We start from the raw sequence: 21,174 nt of genomic DNA, 5'->3' as shown, positions 1-21,174 counted from the left end.
GATGCTGCACTTCACCGGCGTCCCGCTCGCGACCCTGCTCCAGATCGGCGCCCTCGCCGGGGCGGTGGTCGTCGTCTTCTACATCCTCAAGCTGCGCCGGCGGCCCGTCGCGGTCCCCTTCTCGAAGATCTGGGAGCGCGTCCTCCGCGACAAGGAGGCGACGAGCCTGTTCTCGCAGCTGAAGCGGCTGCTCTCTCTCCTCTTGCAGCTCGCGCTCCTCGCGCTGCTCCTGCTCGCGCTCGGGGATCCCCGCCCGCAGGCGAACCTCGTCGAGGGGCGCAACATCGTCGTCCTCATCGACGCGAGCGCGAGCATGCAGGCCGTCGACGTCGCGCCGTCGCGCCTCGAGCTCGCGAAGGAGGAGGTCAGGAAGATGGTCCGCGGCCTGTCCGGCAGCGACCGCATGCTGCTGGCCCAGATGGACGCGGCCGTCACGCCGCTGTCCACGCTCACCGGCGAGATCTCCGACCTCGAGGCCGCCCTCGCGGCGGTGAGGCCGACCGACGCCACGGCCGACTTCGCGCGCGCGCTCCGCTTCGCCGGCGACACCCTGAGCGGGCTCCCGTCGCCCGAGGTCATCGTCGTGAGCGACGGCGCGCTGGGCGAGCCGGCCGACGCCGGCGGGCCGGTGCGCCTCGGCGACGTCAAGCTCTCGTTCCTGCCCGTCGGCAAGGGGGCGCGGAACGCCGCCATCACCGAGTTCTCGGTGCGGCGCTACCCGCTCGACAAGAGCCGCTACGAGGTGATGCTCGAGGTCACGAACACGAGCGACGAGCCGCTCGACCTCGAGCTGTCGCTGCTCGGCGACGGCCAGCTCACGGACCTGACGCGCCTCCGGCTCCAGCCCAAGGAGAAGCTGCCCCGCTTCTACCCGAACCTCTCCGGCGCGTCGAAGACGCTCGAGGCGAAGCTCGCGCTGGCCGACGGCGGCTCGGACGATCTCCCGGCGGACAACCGCGCCTACGCGCTGCTCCCCGAGCGGCGCCGCGCGCGCATCCAGGTCGTCTCCGCGGGGAACATGTTCCTCGAGGCGGCGCTGCTCCTCGACGAGTACCTCGACGTGACGTTCGTCGAGCCGCAGCGCTACCCGGCGGCGTCCTCGTTCGACGTGACCATCTTCGACGGCGTGGCGCCGAGCGTCGCGCCCGGCAGCGGGAGCCTGCTCTACCTGAACCCGACCGGGACCAACCTCCCGTTCGAGGTGGGCAAGGAGGTCCTCGACGACGATCCGAACTACGGCCTGGGCTTCGACGAGCTCGACGCGAAGCACCCGCTCCTGCGCTACACGGCGCTCAGCGACGTGAACATCGCGCGCGCCCACGTGCTCAAGGGCAACAAGGAGGACAGGGTCGTCGGCCGGAGCCACAGGGGCCCGCTGCTCATCGAGGGGCGGCGCGGCGGCGTGAAATTCGTCGCGCTCGGCTTCGACGTCCGCGAGAGCGATTTCCCCCTCCGCATCGCCTGGCCGCTCTTCCTGCTCAACGCGATCAACAACTTCGTCGAGGAGGACACGAGCTACATCTCCTCGTTCCGCACGGGCGCCGTCTGGCACATCCCGGCGTCCTCGTCCGCGGAGTCGGCCAGCCTGGAGCTGCCCGACGGGACGAAGCGGGCGGTCCCGATCCAGGACGGGCGCGCCGTGTTCCTCGGACAGCACGCCGGCTTCTACACGCTGCGCGTCGGGGCCCCCGGCGCGGAGGAGGTGAGCATGTTCGCCGCGAACCTCTCCGCGCCCGAGGAGAGCGCGATCGCCCCCGCCGCCGAGCTCAAGGTCGACGGGCGCGGCGCGGGCGCCGTGGGCGAGTTCAAGATCGGCGTTCGCCGCGAGCTCTGGGTCTACCTGCTCGCGGCGGTGCTCCTCGTGACCGCGATCGAGTGGTTCACGTACCACAGGAGGGTGACGGTGTGAGCGCGTTCACTGGCCGCAAGTTCCGCGTCGTCGCGTGGGCCATCACCTGCGCCGCCCTCGGTGGGATCCTGTTCTGGGCGTACCGGAAGTACGTCCTGCTGCATCCGGATCCGACGCTCACGTGGGTGCGCGAGGGGGTGAAGTACGAGCTCCTCAACCCGAAGATGCTCGGCGCGCTCCTGCTCGCGCCCTGGTTCGTCGGCGTCCTCGCGGGCTCGCTCGCCGACCTCCCCCTCCCGCAGCGCGTGCTCTCGGTGCTGCTGCGGATCGCCTTCGTCGCGCTGATCGCGCTCGGGCTGTCGCGGCTCGCGAGGACGGCGACCACGGAGAAGGTCGCCACCATCTACCTCATCGACGTCTCGGAGTCCGTCACCGACGAGTCGCTCGACGACGCGCGCGCGGCGCTCGACAAGGCGTTCGCCGAGAAGCCGGAGGACGGCGTCATCAAGGTGATCACCTTCGCGCGGCGGCCGCGGCTCGTCGAGCGCGCCGCCGGCGAGGCGGCCGGCGGCGACGCGGAGCGGCGCGCGCCGGTCATCGGCCGCCACCTCGACGAGAAGGGGCAGCGCGGCGACCTCGGCGCGGGCTCGAACCTCCAGGCCGCGCTCCAGCTCGCCTACGGGCTGTACCCGCCCGGCTACCTGAAGCGCGCCGTGCTGATGTCGGACGGCGTCCAGACCGACGGCGACATCCTCGCCGAGGCCAACCGGGCGCGCGACTTCGGGGTGCGGCTGTTCTCCATCCCGTACCGGCGACCCGCGCCGCCCGAGGTCGCGGTGCGCGAGCTCAGGATGCCGGACCGGGTCAAGGTCGGCGAGACGTTCGAGATCCACGCCGACATCTACGCGAGCCGCGCCACGAAGGCCCGCGCGCGGCTGTTCCAGGGGGAGGCGCTGAACGGCCTCGAGGGCATCCGGGATCTCGAGCTCAAGGCGGGGCCGAACGACGTCGTGTTCAAGAGCGTCGTGCGCATCGCGGGGCAGGTGACCTACGCGCTCGAGCTCGATCAGATCGCGGACGACAAGTTCAAGGAGAACAACCGGTACGCGACCACCATCGACGTGCCCGGGCGCCCGTCGGTGCTCTACATCGAGGGGACGCCGCAGCACGCCGGCCCGCTCTCGAGCGCGCTGACCGCGCAGCAGCTCGACGTCGACGTCAGGCCGCCGGCCGGCTTCCCCGGCTCCCTCAAGGAGATGGAGCGCTACGACTTCCTGATCGTGTCCGACACCCCGAAGGAAGCGCTCAGCCTGCAGGGGCAGGAGATCATCGAGAGCTACGTGCGCGATCTCGGCGGGGGGTTCCTCTTCGCCGGCGGCGAGTCGGGCTACGGCCTCGGCGGCTGGTACCGCACCACCATCGAGCGGATCCTGCCGGTGCGGATGGACAACGAGCGGAAGAAGGACATGCCGAGCGTCGCGATGGCGCTCGTCATGGATCGATCGGGGTCGATGACCGGGCTGCCCCTCGAGATGGCCAAGGCGGCGGCGAAGGCGACCGCGGGGGTCCTGTCGTCGGACGACCTGATCGAGGTCATCGCGTTCGACTCGGCGCCGACCCGGTACGTGAAGATGCAGCCCGCGCGCAACCGCTCGCGCATCGCCGGCGAGATCGCGCGCATCCAGCCGGGCGGCGGGACCGAGATCTTCAGCGCGCTCGACGCCGCCTACCAGGACATGACCGTGACGCAGGCGCGCAAGAAGCACGTCATCCTCCTCACCGACGGCAAGGCGTCCACGGGCGGCATCCGGGACCTCGTGTCCGCGATGATCGCCGAGTCGATCACCGTGACCACGGTGGGGCTGGGGAACGATCTCGACGAGCAGCTGCTCAAGATGATCGCCGACGTGGGCGGCGGGCGCTTCCACGCGGTCCCGGACCCGAACAACCTGCCGCGGATCTTCACCAAGGAGACCGAGATGGTGGCGCGCGCCGCCGCCGTCGAGGAGTGGTTCCCGGTCACGCAGGTCGGCGACGCGGCGTTCCTCCGCGGCATCGACGTCCGCACCGCGCCGAACCTGCACGGCTACGTCTCGACCAAGCTGAAGCCGCCGCCCGCCCAGGAGCTGCTCACGAGCGACGCCGAGGAGCCGATCCTGGCGCGCTGGCGGGTCGGCCTCGGGTGGACGCTGGCCTGGACGAGCGACGTCAAGGCGCGCTGGGCCGTGGAGTGGCTCCGGTGGCCGGGCTTCGAGAAGTTCTGGGGGCAGCTCATCCACGAGCACATGCGCCAGAAGCACCGGCGCGAGCTCGACATGAAGGCCGAGATCGTGGACGGAGAGCTGCGCGCGTCCGTGGACGCGTTCGGGGCGGACGACCGGTTCGAGAACAACCTGACCTCCCGCCTCAGCATCATCGGGCCCGAGCCGGGCGGGGCGACGCGGGTGGTCGACATGCGTCAGACCGCGCCGGGCCGGTACGAGACGGCGCTCGCGCTGGATCGGTACGGCTCCTTCCTGCTGCGGGCGGAGCACCTGCGCGAGGCCGAGGACGGATCGCTCCGGCCCGTCGCCGTCAGCTACGGCCACGTCTCGAACCCGTACCCTCGCGAGTACGCGAGCTTCGAGCCCGAGCTCGCGACCCTCGAGAAGGCCGCGACGTCGACCGGCGGCGCGGTCGATCCGAGCGGCGTGGCGGCCATCTTCGACCCGGCCGGGGAGAAGGTGACCTTCCACGAGGAGCTCTGGCAACGGTTCATCTACGCCGCGATGGTCGTCTTCCTGCTCGACCTGTTCGTCCGGCGGGTGCGGCTCTTCGACCGGAAGTTCGTCGCGCGCCGCGGGCGCGGGGTAGGAGGCCGGAGCCTCCCCGCCGTATGACGGCCCGCGGCACGGCCGAGCCCTGCATGAGCGCTGATCCTGCGTTCCGCCCAGGTGTCGCGCCCAGCGCCGGCGAGCGAGCGTCAGGTTGTCCCCGACTCCGCTGCATGAATCGCTGTGCCCCAGACCGCTGGTCCGCACCATTTCGCGACGCGGAGGGGCTGTCTTGGGCTAGTTTCCCCTTATAGACCGGTGGTAGAGGAGCCCTGGAAAGCAGCGAAGGACGTGAACGCGCTCGAGGCCTCCACCTCTCGGCCTCCGGTAGGTCGTCCGCTCATCATCAGCGGCGATCCGCTCGCCTCGCTCCGCGGCCGTGGGGCCTCGGTCTCGTCCAACACCGCCCTCGGCCGGCTGCTCCGTGAGTCGCCTCGGACGATCGCGGAGCTGCACGAGCAGGAGATCGCGCTGGGGATCGACGTGGTCCGGGCCCTCACGTCCGCGACGACGACGCGCGCCCTGGCGCCCATCGGCATGGCGTTCCGCGCCGCCGCGCTGACCGGGACCGCGGTCGAGCTCGCCACGGAGGCGGCGGGCGCGGCCGCGCGTCGCGTGGCGGTGGCCGGTATCCTGGGCCACACTGCCGCCGCGCCCATGGCCGATCGGATTGCGGAGGATTACGCGGTCCATGCGGCCAGGCTGGCGGCCGCCGGCTGCGAGATCCTCGTCGCGTGCGGCTTCGATCCCGCGCAGGCGGCGTGCGTCTCCCCCGCGGTCGCGCGGCTCGCGCGCCGCGCGGCCGTGGTGAGCGCCAGCACGACGCAGCTGGCGACGTGGGCGCTCGTGGAGCTCGACGGGGCCGGGCGCACCGCCGACGGCGAGGGGTTCGAGGAGGTCGCCCGGGGGGCGCTCGACAGCGGCGCGGACGCGCTGCTCTTCGAGGTCGCGTCGATCGACCTCGGGCTGAGCATCCTCCGGCGCCTCGAGGGCGTCGCCCACGAGGTCCAGGTCGGCGTGCTGCTCGGCGTCGAGCCCGCGCAGGCCGACGCGGCCGAACGCCCGGCGCCCGCCGAGGCGTGCGACGCCTGGGCCGCGTCGGCGGTGCGCCTCATCGAGGCGGGGGCGCGAATGCTTGGGGGAGGGACGGGGACGACGCTGGCGCATCTCGGCGCGCTCGCGAAGATGCTCCGTACGACGCAGCGCGCGCCCCTGCTCAGGCGCGCGCTCTAGGCGAGAACGAAACCAACCGGAAACGTGATGATGGCCGACGCAAGCCACGCGAGTGAGTCGAAGTCTCAACCGTTGAAGACGTTCGACGACCTGCTGTTTCCCTTCCACGAGGCCGTGAAGCCCGAGGCGCTCCACCGGATCGGCGCCGAGGCGGAGAAGTTCGGGGTCGACGCCAGGACGGGCGCCGCCATTCCGTACGAGGGCGCGCGGAGCGTCCTGTCCGTGCTCCAGGCGCTCGTCGAGCGGCACGGCTGGACGCCCGAGCACGAGACCCCCGGCGGTCCGCTGATCGCGCTCGCCCGGGCCGGCGCCTCGGTGACCCTCGAGCCGGGCGGGCAGCTCGAGCTGTCCGGGGCGCCCCTCGAGAGCATCCACCAGATCTGTCTGGAGATGAGCGGGCACCTCGCGGAGCTGCGCGACATCTCCGCCGAGCTCAACTTCGCCTGGCTCGGCATCGGGTTCCACCCGTTCGCGTCGCAGGCCGAGCTCTCCTGGGTGCCCAAGGCGCGCTACGCGATCATGCGGCGCTACCTGCCGACGCGCGGCGCGCACGGCCTCGACATGATGCGCCGCACCGCCACGGTGCAGGCGAACTTCGACTACGCCAGCGAGGAGGCGGCGATGCGCGCGCTCCGCGTGTCGCTCCGGCTCTCCCCGCTGGTGACGGCGATCTTCGCGAACTCCCCGTTCTACGAGGGCGCGCTGTTCGGCGGGCGGAGCTACCGCGCCAAGGTCTGGCTCGACGTCGACCCCGCGCGGCAAGGGCTGCTCCGCAACGTGCTCGAGCGCGGCCGCCGCTTCTCGGACTACGTCGCGTGGGCGGTGGACGCGCCGATGTTCCTCATCAAGCGCGACGGCGAGGTGATCGAGAACACGGGGCAGACGTTCCGCGAGTTCCTGGAGCACGGCTTCCAGGGGCACCGGGCCACCCGCGCCGACTGGGAGACGCACCTCAACACCCTGTTCCCGGAGGTCCGGCTCAAGCGGACGCTCGAGGTCCGCGGCGCCGACTCGCAGCCGGCCAACCTGGTCTGCGCGCTCCCGGCGCTGTGGACCGGGATCCTGTACGACGCGCGCGCGCTCGACGAGGCCGACGCCCTCTCGGAGAGCTTCAGGTTCGACGAGCTCGAGGCCGCGCGCCCGATGATCGCCGAGCGCGCGCTCCGCGCTACATTCCGCGGCAAGCCGCTCGCGGCGATGGCCGAGCGGCTCCTGTCGATCGCGGCGGGCGGCCTCGAGCGGCGCGCGCGCCTGAACAAGAACGGCAAGGACGAGCGCGTCCACCTCGACCGGCTCAGCGCGCTCATCGCCAAGGGGCAGTCCCCAGCCGATGCTCTCGTCGATGGACTCAGCAACGACGACCCGGACCTGCGCAGCAAGATCCTCCATCGTGCGAGGATCTGAGCGCCCATCGTCGCCGAGGAGGCGAGGCGTGGCAGGCGCACCCGGGGGAGGACGAAGGCCGGCATGACGTTCGTCTATCTCCTGGGCACCGCGCTCCTCGTGCTCCTCAACGCGTTCTTCGTCGCCTCCGAGTTCGCCATCGTCAAGATGCGACCGACGCGGCTGGAGCAGCTCGTGCGCGAGGGGGACGCGCGGGCCCAGCTCGCGCTCCAGATGTCGCAGCGGCTCGACGCGTACCTCTCGGCCAACCAGCTGGGCATCACGCTCGCGTCCCTCGGGCTCGGCTGGATCGGCGAGCCGGCCATCGCCCACCTCATCGAGCCGCTGCTCGCGCCGCTCGACGCGTGGTCGGGCGTCGGCGCGCACGCCATCGCCGTGGGCATCTCGTTCATCATCATCACGTCGCTCCACACCGTGATCGGCGAGCTCGCGCCGAAGTCGCTCGCGATCCAGCGGACGGAGAAGGTCACGCTCTGGGCGGCGCGGCCGCTGCACGGGTTCTTCGTCCTGATGTGGCCGGTGATCTGGGCGCTCAACTCGATGGCGAACGGGTTCGTCCGGCTGTTCGGGCTCCGGCCGGCGGGCGAGGAGGAGATCGCGCACACGTCGGAGGAGCTCCGGCTGCTCTTGACCAAGAGCCCCGCGGGGCTCGACCCGGCGCTGCGCAGCATGCTCGTGCGCATCTTCGACCTGCGCCGGCGCACGGCGAGGCACGTGATGTCGCTCCGCTCCGACGCGGCGACGCTGCGCGCGAACATGACGATCGAGGAGGCGGTGCGGACCGTGGCGGACGCCGGGTACTCCCGGTACCCGGTGCTCGACGAGCAGGGCAAGAACGTGCTCGGCTACCTGCACCTCCGCGACCTGTTCGACGTCCTGAGCCACCGCCGCCGCGCGACGCGCGTGGCCGAGCTGCTCCGCAAGCCGATCTTCGCGCGCGAGAACACCTCGGTCGAGCGCCTCCGCCTCGAGATGCAGGCGCGCCAGGTGCCGGTGGCGATCATCACCTCGGCGTCGGGCGAGTTCATCGGGCTCGTCACGATGGAGGATCTCATCGAGGAGATCGTCGGCGAGATCCGCGACGAGAACGACGAGGAGGTGCCGCCCATCCACCGCCGCGGCGGCGGCATCGTCGACGTCGACGGCCGCGTGCTGCTCGCGGACCTGGAGCGCGACGCCCATATCGTGCTGCTCCCCGAGGTGAAGACCGTGGAGACCGTCGGCGGGTATATGCTCGGCCGGCTCGAGCACCCGCCGGAGGCCGGCGAGCGCGTCGAGTGCGAGGGATACACGCTCGTGGCCATGGACGTCGCCGGCCGGCGGGTGCGCCGCGTCCGCATCGTCCCGACCGACGCGGCCGGGGGCGAGCGGTCGTGACGATCGCCGCCCCCTGCGCCGCGGATCCGCGCGCCGGCGCCGTCCGTCGGGGGCGCCGCCCGGGCGGGCGGTGCACGCCCGGGCGCGCACCCCGGAGCTGGGCGGTTCGGGGGCGAGCTGCACGCGGATCCAGGTACAAACTTCGTCAGACCGGTACTACGCTGGCTTCGTAAGTGGAAACGCTTGCAACTCGGATCTTGCGCGATGGCCCGCTGAACGAGCTCGATGCCGTCGGCTGGGCCATCCGTCTCGCGAAGAGGATCGAGGCTCTGCACGCCCTCGGCGTCGCGCACGGCGCTATCTCGCCCGAGTGCGTGCTCACGACCGCGGTCGACCGCACCTCGAAGGCCATCCTGGCCGATCTCCGGCAGACGCCGAGCCGCATCGCCTACCAGTCGCCCGAGCGCGTCGCAGGCGGGACGCTCTCGCCCGGCGACGACGTGTGGGCGATCGCGGCGACGCTCTACGAGGTGCTGACCGGGACGAGCGCCTTCGGCGGCGGGAGCGACGCCGAGACGCGGCAGCGGATCGCGGGCTCCTCGCCGGCGCCGCTCGCGGTCTTCGACGTCGGCGACGACGATCTCCAGCGGGTCCTCGACGACGCGTTCCAGCGCGATCGCTCCCTCCGCACGACGAACGCCGCCGCCTTCCGGCGCGCCCTCGAGGAATGGCACCCCGACCCCGCGGTGCGCACGCTGCTCCCGCTCGACGACGAGGACTCGACGAGCGACGAGGACGACGACGAGGTGCGCACGCTGATGCGCGTCGCGCCGCTGAGCTCGAGCCAGCTCGACGCGATCATCGCGCAGCGCGCGGCGGCAGCGGCGGCTGGGCAGCCGCCGCCGCCCCTGCCGCCCGAGCGCCCGCAGCCGCCCGCGGCGTACCAAGCCGCGCCGGCGCCGAGGCCGGGCGCCGCTCCTGTCCCCAGGGCGGCCGCGGCCGCGCCGGCCGCTCCCGCAGCGCGGGGCCCCGCGCCGGTCGCGCGGGGGCGGCTCGCGGGCATGGGGGCGGTCCCGCTGACCCAGTCGTTCGGCGATGACGGCGAAGGCGAGGAGCACATGACGCTCATGCGGGAGGGGTCGCTCGACGCCCGCGGAGCGGCTGGGCCGGCCGCGGCAGCGCCCCCGCGCCTCGGAGGAACGGCGTCCGTCGCGCACCGCGTGGGCGGCGTCGCGCGGCCCGCGGCGGGCGCGGTGTCGCCGGCCGGAGGCCCTCGCGAGGCGTCGGCGCTCGGGGTGCCGGCCGCGGCGCTGTCCGGGCGCGAGCGTCCGGGCGCGGCGCTCGGCGCGCCGGCCAGGCCGCAGGCCCGGGGCGACGACATGCCCTTCCTCGGCGATCTCGACGACGGCATCCACGACGAGCCCACGCTGGATGCGCCCACGGTCGTCGATGACGACGACGACGACGACGACGTCCCGACGCGGACGAGGGAGGCGCCCCAGGGCACGTCGGACGTGCCGCTCCAGGTCGCGGCGGCGCCCCTCGGAGCGGCTGCCCCCGGAGCGGCGCTCGCCGATGCGGCGGCGAAGGGCCGCCCCGCTGGAGCGCCGCTCGATCGCGCGCCGGGGTCGCCGCTCGCCCCTGCGCCCGCGGGCGCCGACGCCGGTGGGCTCCGCGAGCCGAGCGCCGCTGCCGCCCGTGCGGCGGGCTCGCCGCAGCCAGCGTCGCCGCCTCCGCAGAAGGCCTTCCCCGCGCAGCCGAGCGCCGCGCCGGCGCAGTCGGGCGCCGCGCCGGCGCAGTCAGGGGCCGCGCCGGCGCAGCAGGGCTCAGCCGCGCCGGCGCCGTCGCCCTTCGGCAAGGTCGACGACGCCATGCTCACCGACGCGCCGCCCGACCGCTCGGGGCGGCTCGGGATGATCATCGCGGTGATCGTGGCGCTCCTCCTGGCGGCGGGGGCGATGCTGTTCGCCGCGCAGCTCGGCCTGCTGGGGGCCGCGCCCGGCGCGCCCGGGCCGCGCGGGATCCAGCCGGTCCCCGCGGCGGCCGTCGCCTCGGCCGCGGCTCGCCTGCGGCCGGGCCTCCGCCTTGTGGAAGCTCTGGATCTGCGCGTCGAAGCCGCCCATGTCCACGCGCTGCAGCGCCTCGGGCCGGAGGCCTGAGCGGCGCGCCGTCGCCTCGGTCCGCTCGGCGAACGGCGAGATCCACACCAGCCTCCCGCCGGGCGCGAGCGCGCGCGCGGCGCCCTCGACGAAGCGCTCGAGCTGGGCCTCGAGATCCCCTGTGCGCTCGACGCGCCGCCCGAGGGGCGGGTTCGTCAGGATCAGCGTGGGGGCGTCGCCCGGGGGCGGCGCGCCGTGCGCGTCGCGCTGGAGGAGCTCCGCGCCGCGCGCGCCCGCGGCGTCGAGGTTCTCCCGCGCGACCGCGAGCGCCCGAGGATCGCGATCCGAGCCCACGAGCCGCCGGTACGGCCCGAGCAGGGCGCGCTCGCAGAGCTCCAGGCCCGAGCCGACGAACGGATCCCAGACGACGTCGTCGGCGCGCGCCCCCGCGATGCGCGCGAGCGCCGCCGCGATCGTCGGGTGCGACGCCGCGGGCACGTCGCCCCGGCGGTACGCGAACCGCGGGTCGGGCAGGCGCGGGGCGAGCTCGACCCGGACGCGGCCGGCGCCCTCGTAGACGACGACGTCCCACGTGCTCTGGGTCGGATCGTTCACGAGCTCCGGGGCCTCCGCCTCGACCGCCGCCGCGGCGCGGAACACCGCGGCCCGGCGCTTGCCGCCGCCGGCCCAGTCGATGCGGTAGCGGACGGCGCCGTTCGTGAAGCGGCCCAGGATCTCGCGCGACTCCCGCGAGAGCAGCCGCTCGGCGACGGCCGCGGCGAGATCGGCGCCCGGATCGAGCTTCCGCAGCGGCAGCGGCAGCGCGAACGACAGCATCGTGCGGGCCCCGAACAGCGCGTCGAGGCGGCCGCTCAGCATCACCTCGACGCGCGTGCCGCCGCACGGATCGATCCGGAGCTCGGGGACGAGCGCCCCGCCCGGAGCGCCCCGGTCGAGCGCCGCGAGCTCCTCGGCGAGGATCGCCTCGAGCCCGCGCCGGCAGCGCACCGCCACGCGCACCGGGCGCTCCGGCGCGCGATCGCCGGCGATCTCCGACGGCTCGCCGCGCGTGAGGGTCCTCCTGGCCAGCAGCTCGGCGCGCGCGCGCACGCCGGCGGTGTCGTCGTCGCCGCCGAGCTCGGCCAGCACGTCGAGCGCGGCGCCGCCGCCGACCTTGCCGAGCGCGTCGATCAGCGCGCGGCGGACGTCGGGCGATCGCTCGCCGCGCGCCGCCTCGGCGAGCGCCTGCTCGACGAGCGGCCGATCGACGTCCGCCGCGGGCGGCTTGCCGAGCGCGACCGCCGCCATCCGGCGCGTGCGGCGGTCGTCGTCGCGGAGCCGCGCGACCAGGTAGTCGCGCGCCCGCCCGGCGATCTCGGGCTCGAGCGGCGCGGCGGCCATCAGCTTGCCGACGAGCCGGGTGAGCGGCGCGCGCAGCGACGGCGGCGCGGCGGCGGCGCGATCGAGCGCGGTCGGCAGCGCGGCCGCGCCGGCGCGCCGCAGCGCCCGCTCGGCCAGCTCGGCGGGCTCGCCGGCCGCCTCGAGCAGCGCGATCAGGGCGGCGAAGTGGCGGCGCCCCGGCGTGAAGCCCGGGTCCGACAGGGCGCGCTGGAGGTCGGGATCGGGCGTGGCGGGGGAGCTCATGGGGTCTCGGATCTCCACGTTTTCATTGAGGATCCCGCCGGTCGTCGCCGGCCGGGATCCAGGGGGCGCCTGCGCCGCTCGCCGCGCGGGCCCGACTTTCGCGACAAGCGCGGCGTTCCGGCAAGCTCTTTCGGCGCGGGCGCACTCGGCGCTCTCGTTTTCGCTCCCCGGGTCGCTAGAGTTCCACCATGCCGGATCTGAGCCAGGTCATCCCGCGGACGGCGCTGCCGCACGACGTGCTGCGCGCGGCGCTCGGCGCGCTCGAGGCGGGGCGGCGGGTGGTGCTCGCCTCGGTGGTGGCGCGGCACGGGTCGGCGCCGTCGACGCCGGGGCAGAAGCTCTGCCTGTTCGAGGATCTCACCGCGATCGGCACGATCGGGGGCGGCGCCGTCGAGCGGGCGGCGCTCGGGATCATGGGGCGCGCGCTCGACGAGCTCGCCACCACCCCGAAGCTCGAGACCTTCCGCCTGGGCCCGAGCCTCGGCATGTGCTGCGGCGGCTCGGTCGAGGTCCTCATCGAGCCGATGCTGCCCGCGGTGCACGTCCTCGTGATCGGCGCCGGGCACGTGGGCGCGTTCGCGGCGCCGCTCCTCGCGTCGCTCGGCTTCCGCGTCACCCTCTGCGACGCGCGCGCCGCCGCCGCCGACCCCGCCCGCGTGCTGCCGTCCGCGCCGCTCGCCGGCGTGTCGCCGCCGCACGACGGCGCGCAGCAGGGGCCCCTGCCGGCGCTCGCCGAGCAGGTGCGGCTCGTGCTCGCCGATCACGACGACCCCGACGTGACGGCGGGCCTGCCGGGGGATCTCGGCGAGGCCGCGGCGCTCGTGATGACGCACGACCACGGCCTCGACCAGGAGGCGATCGCGTGGGCGCTCGCGCGCGGCTTCGGCTACGTCGGCGGGGTCGGGAGCCGGGCGAAGGCGGCGCGCACGCGCGCGCGGCTCGAGGCGAAGGGGGTGCCGGAGGGCGATGTCGCGCGGGTCAGGATGCCGATCGGGCTCGACATCGGCGCGCGCTCCCCGGCCGAGATCAGCGTCGCCCTCGCCGCGGAGCTCATCGCCTGGCGCTCCGGGCGACAGCGCGCGCGGTGGTCGTTCGCGTCGTTCGCGTCGTCCGCGTCGCCCGCCGCGGCCGCGCCGGCAGGGGAGGAGCAGGCTCGATGAAGACCGTGATCACGATCGTGCTCGCCGCGGGCGCGGGCAAGCGGCTCGGGGGGCCCAAGGCGCTCCTCGCCTGGCCCCCGGCGGAGAAGGGCGGGGCCGAGCGGCCGCTCGCGATCGCGCACGCGGAGGCGCGCCTCGCGGCCGAGAGCGCGCGGGTGCTCGTGGTGGTGCGCACCTCCGTCTTCCACGCGCTGCTCGCCCACGTGCGGCCGGGCATCGACCTTGTCTCGTGGACCGCCCCGGACGACCTCGGCCCGGCGGGCTCGCTGGCCGTCGCCGCGCCGCGCATCGGCGACGCGGACGCCGTCGTCGTGACGCCGGTCGACGTGCCCCCCGCGAGCGCCGCGACGGTGGCGCGGCTGCTCGCCCGGCTCGACGCGGGCGCGCCGTCCGCGGCGCCGCCGCTCGCGGTGCGGCCGCGGCACCTCGGCCGCGGCGGCCACCCGGTGGTGCTGCGCGCCGAGGCGCTGCAGCGCTACCTTGAGGCGGATCCACCGCCGCTCCGGGATCACCTGAGGGCGCTCGGCGACCGGTGCGTGGACGAGGAGGTGGACGATCCGGGGGTGTTGCACGACCTGAACGTCCCGGTCGACGTGATCCGCGTGCTCGGCGGGCCGCCGCGCTTTCTGGCCTGACGGACGCCGGCGCTGCGGCGCTCGCCGACGTCGCGCGCCGGGCTTGGGGGCGCGCGGCGCCGGGTCGACGTCGCCCGGGCGACCGGGCTATCGTCGGTGAGGAGGAGCAGAAGAATGGCGACGAGCCCTCCAGCCTCAGCGAGCGCCGTGGGGAACAGCGTGCCCCGCGCCGACGGCCCCCCCAAGGTCACGGGGGCGTCGCGCTACGTCGACGACATCCCGGCGATGCCGGGCGAGATCTTCGGGCGCACCGTGCGGAGCCCGGTGCCGCGCGGGATCCTCCGCGAGGTGCGGTTCGACCCCGCGTTCGACTGGAGCGACGTCACGGTGGTGCTCGCCGAGGACGTCCCGGTCAACGTGGTCGCGCTGATCCTGGACGATCAGCCGATCCTCGGGGCGGGGAGGGTGAACCACGCCTACGAGCCGATCGTCCTGCTCGGCTGCGCCGACCGGCTGAAGCTCGCGCGGGCGGTCCAGGCCGTCACGCTCGACATCGATCCGCTGCCGCCGGTGCTCGACATGCGCGCGTCGCTCGAGGGCAAGGAGATCCTCTGGGGCGCCGACAACGTCATCAAGCGGTACCTCATCACGAAGGGGCGCCCCGACGTCGAGCGGGAGCGCGGCGAGGCCGCCATCGACGCGGCGCTCGCGCGCTGCGAGGTGGTCGTCACCGGGACGTACGCCTCGCACCACCAGGAGCAGCTCTACATCGAGCCGCAGGGGGTCATCGCCTGGTGGGACGAGGCGGGCGCGCACGCGACCGGCTCGATCCAGTGCCCGTTCTACGTGCACAAGGCGTTCCTGAGGGCGTTCGGGCTCCCGCCCGACCGGATCCACATCACCCAGTCGGTGACCGGGGGCGGCTTCGGGGGCAAGGAGGAGTACCCGTCGATCATCGCGCTCCACGCGGCGCTCCTCGCGAAGAAGAGCGGCCGGCCGGTGCGGATGATCTACGACCGGACCGAGGACATCGAGGCGACGACGAAGCGCCACCCGGCGTCGTGCGAGATCACGAGCGGCTGCGATCGCGACGGCACGCTCCGCGCGCTGAAGATCCGGATCCTCATGGACGGCGGCGCGTACGCGACGCTGTCGCAGGTGGTCCTGTCGCGCGGCGCCCTGCACGCCTCGGGCGCGTACCGCTGGGACGACGTGTGGATCGAGGCGACCGCCGTCGCGACGAACACGCCGCCGAACGGCGCCTTCCGCGGCTTCGGCGCGCCGCAGACGATCTGGGCGATCGAGCGGCACCTCGACCGCGTCGCGCGGGAGCTCGGCCGCGATCCGCTCGACCTGAAGGCGAAGAACGTGCTGCGCCCCGGCGACTCGACCGCGACGGGGCAGGTGCTCCACGCGAGCGTCGCGGGCGAGGAGTGCATCGCGAAGGCGATCGAGGCGAGCGGCTACCGGCAGAAGCGCGCGGCCGGCCCGGTCGTGCGCGGGCGCGTGGCGCGCGGGATCGGGCTCTCCGTGTTCATGCACGGCGCGGGGTTCACCGGGTCGGGCGAGCGCTACCTCAAGGGCAAGGTCGCGCTGGATCTCGCGCCCGGCGGGCGCCTCCGCATCCGCACGGCGTCGACGGACATCGGCCAGGGGACGGAGACCGTGTTCCGGCAGATCGCCGCGGACGCGGCGGGGCTGCCGCTCGACCGGGTCGAGTTCGCGGTGCCGTGCACGACGACGGTGCCCGACTCGGGCCCCACGGTGGCGTCGCGCACCGTCATGGTGGTCGGCTCGATCCTCGAGGCGGCGGCGCGCGAGCTCGCGGGCCGCGTGCGCGCGGAGCAGGAGGCGGCGCTGCAGCGCGCCGCGGAGGAGGGGCGCGCGGGCGCGGCGGCGCCGAGCTTCGAGGAGGCGGCCGACCTGCTGCTCGCCCGCGAGGGGCAGGTGACGTCGCTGAAGCAGTACGAGCCGCCGGGCTACGTGCGCTGGGACGACGAGGCCTACAAGGGCGACGCGTACCCGTGCTTCGGCTGGGCGTGCGACGTGGCCGAGGTCGAGGTGGACCTCGACACCTTCGAGGTGACGGTGGTCGACTTCTGGTCGGCCGCCGACGTGGGCAAGGCGATCCACCCGGTGATGTGCAAGGGGCAGATCGAGGGCGGCAGCCTCCAGGCGATCGGCTGGGCGCTCTCCGAGGAGATCGTCTGGCAGGGCGGCAAGATCAGGAACCCGCGGATGACCAACTACATCATCCCGACGTCGCTCGACGCGCCGCCGTTCCATGTCGACCTCGTCGAGGCGCCGTTCCCGTTCGGTCCGGGCGGCGGGGCCAAGGGCATCGGCGAGATGCCGATGGACGGCGGCGCGCCCGCGATCGCCGCGGCGGTCGAGCACGCGACGGGGATCGCCGCGTGGGCGCTGCCGCTCACGCCGGAGCGCCTGTTCGAGGCGGCGCGCGGCGCCGCGGCGCCGCGGCCGGCCGCGGGGGGAGGGGAGCGCGCATGAAGGTATCGCTCGTCGTGAACGGCTCGCCGCGCGAGGTCGACCTGCCGCCGCTCTCGCGGCTGCTCGACGCGCTCCGGGGGCCGCTCGGGCTCACGGGCACGAAGGAGGGGTGCGCGGAGGGCGAGTGCGGCGCGTGCACGGTGCTGATCGACGGCGATCCCGTGAACGCGTGCCTCGTCGCGATCGGGCAGTGCGAGGGGCGGCGCGTGACGACGGTCGAGGGCCTCGGGGCCGCCGGGCATCTGTCGCCGCTCCAGCGCTGCTTCATCGAGGAGGGCGGCGCGCAGTGCGGGATCTGCACGCCCGGCATGCTCATCTCCGCCGAGGCGCTGCTCGCGCGGAACCCGGATCCGTCGGAGCTCGAGGTGCGCGAGGCGCTCGCGGGCAACCTCTGCCGCTGCACCGGTTACCAGCGGATCGTCGAGAGCGTCCGCGCCGCGGCGGCGCTCCGCCGCGGCGGGGGAGGGGAGGCGCCGTGAGCATCGCGGATCTCGGGTTGTTCGAGATGCGGCGCGTCTCGGGGCTCGGCGCCCTGTGCGAGCTCGTGGCGGAGCAGGCCGCGCGCGGCGCGGCGGTCGCGCTCCTCGCCGGCGGCACCGACTGGGTCGTCGAGCAGGAGCTCCGGCCGCCGCTCGGCGCGCCGGCCCCGGGGGGCGCCGGCCCGGCGGCGCCGCCGCTCGTCGTCGACGTGTCCCGGCTCTCGGACCTGCGCGGCATCTCGATCGACCGCGACACGCACGGCGACACGCTCCGGGTGGGCGCCGCGACGACCTACCTCGAGATGCGCCGGAGCGACGCGATCGTGGAGCGGGCGCCGCTCCTCGCGCGGATGAGCCGCGACGTGGGCGCGGTGCAGATCCAGGCGCGCGGCACGCTCGGCGGCAACCTGGCCACGGCGTCGCCGGCGGCCGACGGCGTCGCCGCGCTCGCCGCCTACGACGCGACCGTCGTGGTGCAGAGCGTCCGGGGCGAGCGGCGCATCCCGATGAGCGCCCTGCAGACGGGCTACAAGCGCACGTCGCGCGCGCCGGACGAGGTGATCGTGGCCGTGGAGATCGCGCTGCCGGAGCGCGGATCGCCCTGGTACTGGCGGAAGGTCGGCGCGCGCCGGGCGCAGGCGATCTCGAAGGTCGCGCTCGCGGGCGTGGCCGAGGTGCGATCCGGGCGGCTCGCGCGGCTCGGGCTGGGGATGGCGTCGGTCGCGCCTACGACGGCGCTCCTGCCGACCGTGCGCGCGCTGTGCCTCTCGCGCCCGCCCGGCGAGCTCACCGCGGCGGAGGTCGACGCCGCGGTGGTGCAGGACATCTCGCCCATCGACGACGTGCGCTCGACGCGGGCCTACCGGGAGCACTGCGCGCGCGGGGTGGTGCGAGAGCTCCTCCGGCAGCTCGGCGCGCCGGTCTGATCACTCCATCCAGTCGAGCTGCGCGGCCTCGGGCCGGCGGCCGCGCCCGCCGGACCGCGCCGGCCGCTCGCGCGACGGCGGCGCGGGCGGAGGATCCATGTCCACGTCGTCGCAGCGGGCGCACCGCCGCGGGGTGTTGGTGCCGGCCTGGAAAATGGTGACGCAACCGCAGGCCTGACAGATCATGCCGATGTCGTAATTCATGAGCACTCCTCGACGACGAACGCTCCGGGGCGGCCCGAGCGGCGGGAGGATGCGCTGAAGGGGCGACGCGCGCGCGACGGCGCTGCAACATCGCGCGGAAGGGTCGAAGCGTGGATGCCGGGGCTGCGGGGGTGTCCAGAACGAGCGAAGGGACGACCTCGACATGGCGGCCGGTTCGTTCCGGGCACCTGAGGTGCCGTGGAGGGATCCGAGCCGGGCGGGACCAAGCCCGGGCGGGTGCGCCGAGCCGCGCGCCGGCGGGGGGCTATGCGCGGCGGCGCGCGGGAGGGCGCTCGGCCATCCGCCAAGGCGGGGGCCGGGGAGCTTGCGCATGCAACACCACCCGGCATGTCTCACTTCGGGCCATGCCTTCTGAGACGTCTCGTCGCGCGCCACACAAGGCGCGCCTGAGACGTAGAGTCCCCTGAGAGCTTATGGCACCTCGTTCGGTGCTCGATCGCGCCCACCCGCGCGCCGCCGCGCATAGCCCCCCGCCGGCGCTCACGTCGCCTTGCGAGGAGGGCCGACATCGAGACGCCGAGCTGCAGGGCGCGCGGCCCTGAGGCTGTTTCGGAGCTCCGGACCCTCGACGGCGCGCGTGAGCGAGACGCGCTCGATTCGTATCGGCACCTGGGTGTACCCTCGTTTCCATGCCGGATCCGAGACCTCCTGCGAACTGCGACGAGCTCATCGACGACGCGGGCCGGGCCGAGCTCGGGGGACGGACGCGCGACTCATGATGGAGAGCGCCAAGAAGACGGGGCACGCCATTCGTGTTCTGGCCGCGACGGTTTTGCTCGTCCCTGCCTTTGGCTCCGGCGTGCTGGTCGGCAGATCGATCCTGGACCGGAGGCCACCGGCGACGGAGAAGAGAGAGGAGCCTACTTCGGATCGCTCGACGCGGACAGACCGGAGAGAGCTCGCTGTATGTCAAGAAAAACTGGCAGCTCGTTCGGAGCCGCAAGCGATCGCCTCGGCCGCCGATGCTTCTCCAGGGGAAGGGCAACAAGACGCTCCCGAGAAAGCAGCCACCGTCGAGGAGCTCGAGGTGGAGCTGAAACGGTGCAGGAAGAGCGAAATCCTGGTCAACGCGGAGGTTTGCAGCGCCGCGGCTCGTCAGTTCAGGGCGTTGATGGCTTTACCGAAGGATGGGTTGATGTGCGGGCCGAAGTCCAGGTCTGCCGATCTCATCGAGCAGAACTTCGAGAGCTGCGCGGCGCTCTCGGACATTCCCGCGGATTTTCGCTTGGGCGACCTCACGAAGGAAGAGTCGAGCCTCGTCGCGGAAGCGATCCGGATTCGTGAGACGCTCACGGAAGAAGAGCTGCTCCGCAGCCTGAAAGAGTTCGTCTGGACGTGCACGGAGACGCCCCCGAAGCTCCCTCCGATGCCGAAGCAGGCACCGAAGCCTTAGGAGATTGACACATGAGCGAACGCCCCAAGAGCGCTGGCCTCGTAGTTCGTCTCCTTATCGCGGTGGCCATGCTCGGCCTCGTCTTTGGTGGTGGCGTGCTGGTCGGCTGGGCGACGCGGGAGCGCAGACCTCCGGCCATGGAAAAGAGCGCGGCGTCGATCCCTGATGCTGAGGTGAAGCGGGAGCTCGCTGCGTGCCGACGCGCAGTGAAAGCGCGCGCGAGAGCCACAGCCATCCCGCCGGCCACGGCGACGGCTCCTCCGGGAGAAACGGACGACGCCGGGGTGGAGAAAGCCGCCGCCAAGGTCGAGGCACTGCAAAAAGAGGTAGAAGAATGCAGAGTCCGAGAGACCTTGTCCAATGCCTACGTTTGCGGCACCATTACAGATCACAGCAACCTGCTGTTCGTCTTGACATACAGCGCATCATGCGTGGACGAGGCGGGGGTTGGAGAGTTTCTCGTCAATAGTGTCGAAAAATGCACAAACTTCGACGACTTTTCAGCGCATCTGGACGAAGACGAGCTAACGCAAGAAGAAAAATTTAGAGTCGCACAGTCAGAGCAAAACCGCGCATTGAGGACAAGGGACGACTTGATACGTAATGTGCAAGAGACATTCCGCAGGTGCCGCAAAAGGTTCGGACTGTCTCCCGAATGAACGAACGCGTTCATAACGTCATCTCCCAGACCGTCTGGGTGGGTGGGGCTTCGATGGGTGAACCGACCAGGTCGGAGGAAGACCAGGGCGTTTGCGTGTCGCGCGCGTGGTCGCTCCTCCCATCGTCCAGCTTGTCGAGCGCGAAGGTCAAGGCACCCCAGAGCCGCCACCGAACGGGTATCGGGCCGCCAGAGAACTCGATGGGTGAGCGGAGCTCTAATCCCATCGCGACTTTATGACCCCATATCGCCAGGTCGCTGCCCCGGACCGCGAGCGAGGGAACGGCGCTGACGACACCATTCTTGCCGCCGACCATGAACCCCAAGTTCGCTTGCGCGCGCTTGCCATGAAGAGCGTAGAACCGCACGCCGCCGAGATACGCAATCGACAGGGGAACGTCCGAGGGCTGCGGCATGATGGCCGCCGACGCCGCCCCCGTGAGCTGGATCAACGGCAGCGCGGTCTCCCAAAGGTTTATGTGACCCGCGGTGGCGGGTGCGCTGGTGATGACACCGCTCACGGGTTCGCTCGGCCTCTGCGAGCCCTGCCCCTTGGCGGTCATTTGCAGAAGCCACCCGCCGCGCCGGTTGTCGAAGACAGGGACCCCCACGCCAATGCTCGCTTCGCCGATCCCGAGAGGGAGCACGGGCATCCCGCCGGCGCAGGGAGAGTATCGTATCTGCCTGTACGAAAAGCGCGTCATGGCGAGGAGCGGAATTCCCGCCACGCGTTGTCTCACTTGGAACTGCCCAACACCCCAGAACCCGTTGAAGGGCTCGGGGGCCGCGCAGGGGCCCGCGTGAGCGAACACCTTCGAGGGGCGGACAAAGGCGGAGACGACGATAATGACGGTCGCGAGGATGCGCGCAGGCAGGACCATCACTACCACC

Annotated in this window: 15 protein-coding genes; 12 read left to right on the top strand and 3 right to left on the bottom strand. The window is 73.2% G+C overall.

The window, feature by feature from the left end; all coding sequences use genetic code 11:
- Window position 1 precedes the first annotated feature (1 nt).
- The 5 genes from WMF20_RS34605 (at window position 2) to WMF20_RS34585 (ending at window position 8,676) form a co-directional block, all read left to right on the top strand.
- A complete protein-coding gene (locus tag WMF20_RS34605; RefSeq protein WP_437606102.1) occupies window positions 2-1,909 on the top strand; it encodes a vWA domain-containing protein in 1,908 nt (635 codons plus the stop codon).
- Window positions 1,906-4,728 carry a VWA domain-containing protein gene (locus tag WMF20_RS34600; protein ID WP_437606101.1) on the top strand — a complete coding sequence of 941 codons (2,823 nt, stop codon included), beginning with the start codon at window positions 1,906-1,908 and terminating at the stop codon, window positions 4,726-4,728. The genes WMF20_RS34605 and WMF20_RS34600 overlap by 4 nt, the downstream gene beginning before the upstream one ends.
- 225 nt (window positions 4,729-4,953) lie before the next feature.
- The gene (locus WMF20_RS34595; protein ID WP_129578341.1) at window positions 4,954-5,895 is read left to right on the top strand and encodes a homocysteine S-methyltransferase family protein; all 942 of its coding nucleotides are present in this window, start codon (window positions 4,954-4,956) and stop codon (window positions 5,893-5,895) included.
- Between the two features lie 72 nt (window positions 5,896-5,967).
- Complete coding sequence (locus tag WMF20_RS34590) at window positions 5,968-7,299, top strand: glutamate--cysteine ligase (RefSeq protein WP_437606100.1); 1,332 nt, start codon at window positions 5,968-5,970, stop codon at window positions 7,297-7,299.
- Window positions 7,300-7,362: 63 nt separating this feature from the next.
- Window positions 7,363-8,676 (top strand): hemolysin family protein, encoded by a 1,314-nt coding sequence (locus tag WMF20_RS34585; RefSeq protein WP_129578339.1) that lies wholly within the window; start codon window positions 7,363-7,365, stop codon window positions 8,674-8,676.
- A 1,766-nt stretch (window positions 8,677-10,442) separates the two neighbouring features.
- Here the strand turns inward: WMF20_RS34585 and WMF20_RS34580 are convergent.
- Window positions 10,443-12,359, bottom strand: coding sequence for a HEAT repeat domain-containing protein (locus WMF20_RS34580; RefSeq protein WP_437606099.1), 1,917 nt, complete (start codon window positions 12,357-12,359; stop codon window positions 10,443-10,445).
- Between the two features lie 188 nt (window positions 12,360-12,547).
- Here WMF20_RS34580 and WMF20_RS34575 point away from each other — a divergent pair, with 188 nt between their 5' ends.
- The 5 genes from WMF20_RS34575 to WMF20_RS34555 all read left to right on the top strand — a co-directional run bounded on the left by WMF20_RS34575 (window position 12,548) and on the right by WMF20_RS34555 (window position 18,007).
- Window positions 12,548-13,519 (top strand): XdhC family protein, encoded by a 972-nt coding sequence (locus tag WMF20_RS34575; RefSeq protein ID WP_437606098.1) that lies wholly within the window; start codon window positions 12,548-12,550, stop codon window positions 13,517-13,519.
- Window positions 13,516-14,154, top strand: coding sequence for a nucleotidyltransferase family protein (locus WMF20_RS34570; RefSeq protein ID WP_129578336.1), 639 nt, complete (start codon window positions 13,516-13,518; stop codon window positions 14,152-14,154). The genes WMF20_RS34575 and WMF20_RS34570 overlap by 4 nt, the downstream gene beginning before the upstream one ends.
- 114 nt (window positions 14,155-14,268) lie before the next feature.
- Window positions 14,269-16,602, top strand: a complete 2,334-nt coding sequence (locus WMF20_RS34565; protein WP_437606097.1) for a xanthine dehydrogenase family protein molybdopterin-binding subunit — start codon at window positions 14,269-14,271, stop codon at window positions 16,600-16,602.
- Complete coding sequence (locus WMF20_RS34560) at window positions 16,599-17,081, top strand: (2Fe-2S)-binding protein (protein WP_129578334.1); 483 nt, start codon at window positions 16,599-16,601, stop codon at window positions 17,079-17,081. Before WMF20_RS34565 ends, WMF20_RS34560 begins: the two co-directional genes overlap by 4 nt.
- The gene (locus tag WMF20_RS34555) at window positions 17,078-18,007 is read left to right on the top strand and encodes an FAD binding domain-containing protein (protein ID WP_437606096.1); all 930 of its coding nucleotides are present in this window, start codon (window positions 17,078-17,080) and stop codon (window positions 18,005-18,007) included. The genes WMF20_RS34560 and WMF20_RS34555 overlap by 4 nt, the downstream gene beginning before the upstream one ends.
- On the opposite strand, the gene WMF20_RS34550 is transcribed toward WMF20_RS34555, so the two are convergent.
- The gene (locus WMF20_RS34550; protein ID WP_437606095.1) at window positions 18,008-18,211 is read right to left on the bottom strand and encodes a hypothetical protein; all 204 of its coding nucleotides are present in this window, start codon (window positions 18,209-18,211) and stop codon (window positions 18,008-18,010) included.
- Between the two features lie 736 nt (window positions 18,212-18,947).
- Between WMF20_RS34550 and WMF20_RS34545 the strand changes: the two genes are divergently transcribed.
- Together WMF20_RS34545 and WMF20_RS34540 are read left to right on the top strand one after the other, a co-directional pair.
- Window positions 18,948-19,625 (top strand): hypothetical protein, encoded by a 678-nt coding sequence (locus tag WMF20_RS34545; RefSeq protein ID WP_437606094.1) that lies wholly within the window; start codon window positions 18,948-18,950, stop codon window positions 19,623-19,625.
- A gap of 11 nt (window positions 19,626-19,636) precedes the next feature.
- Entirely contained in the window at window positions 19,637-20,284 is a 648-nt protein-coding gene (locus tag WMF20_RS34540; RefSeq protein ID WP_437606093.1) for a hypothetical protein, read from the top strand.
- A 10-nt stretch (window positions 20,285-20,294) separates the two neighbouring features.
- Here WMF20_RS34540 and WMF20_RS34535 read toward each other — a convergent pair whose 3' ends face one another.
- Entirely contained in the window at window positions 20,295-21,173 is an 879-nt protein-coding gene (locus tag WMF20_RS34535; RefSeq protein WP_437606092.1) for a hypothetical protein, read from the bottom strand.
- Window position 21,174: the final 1 nt, after the last annotated feature.

The organism is Sorangium sp. So ce834, assembly GCF_051521425.1.
In the GTDB taxonomy this organism is placed as follows: domain Bacteria; phylum Myxococcota_A; class Polyangia; order Polyangiales; family Polyangiaceae; genus Sorangium; species Sorangium cellulosum_D.
The sequence above is the reverse complement of the archived record's forward strand: the minus strand, read 5'-3'. Positions and strand labels throughout refer to the sequence as shown.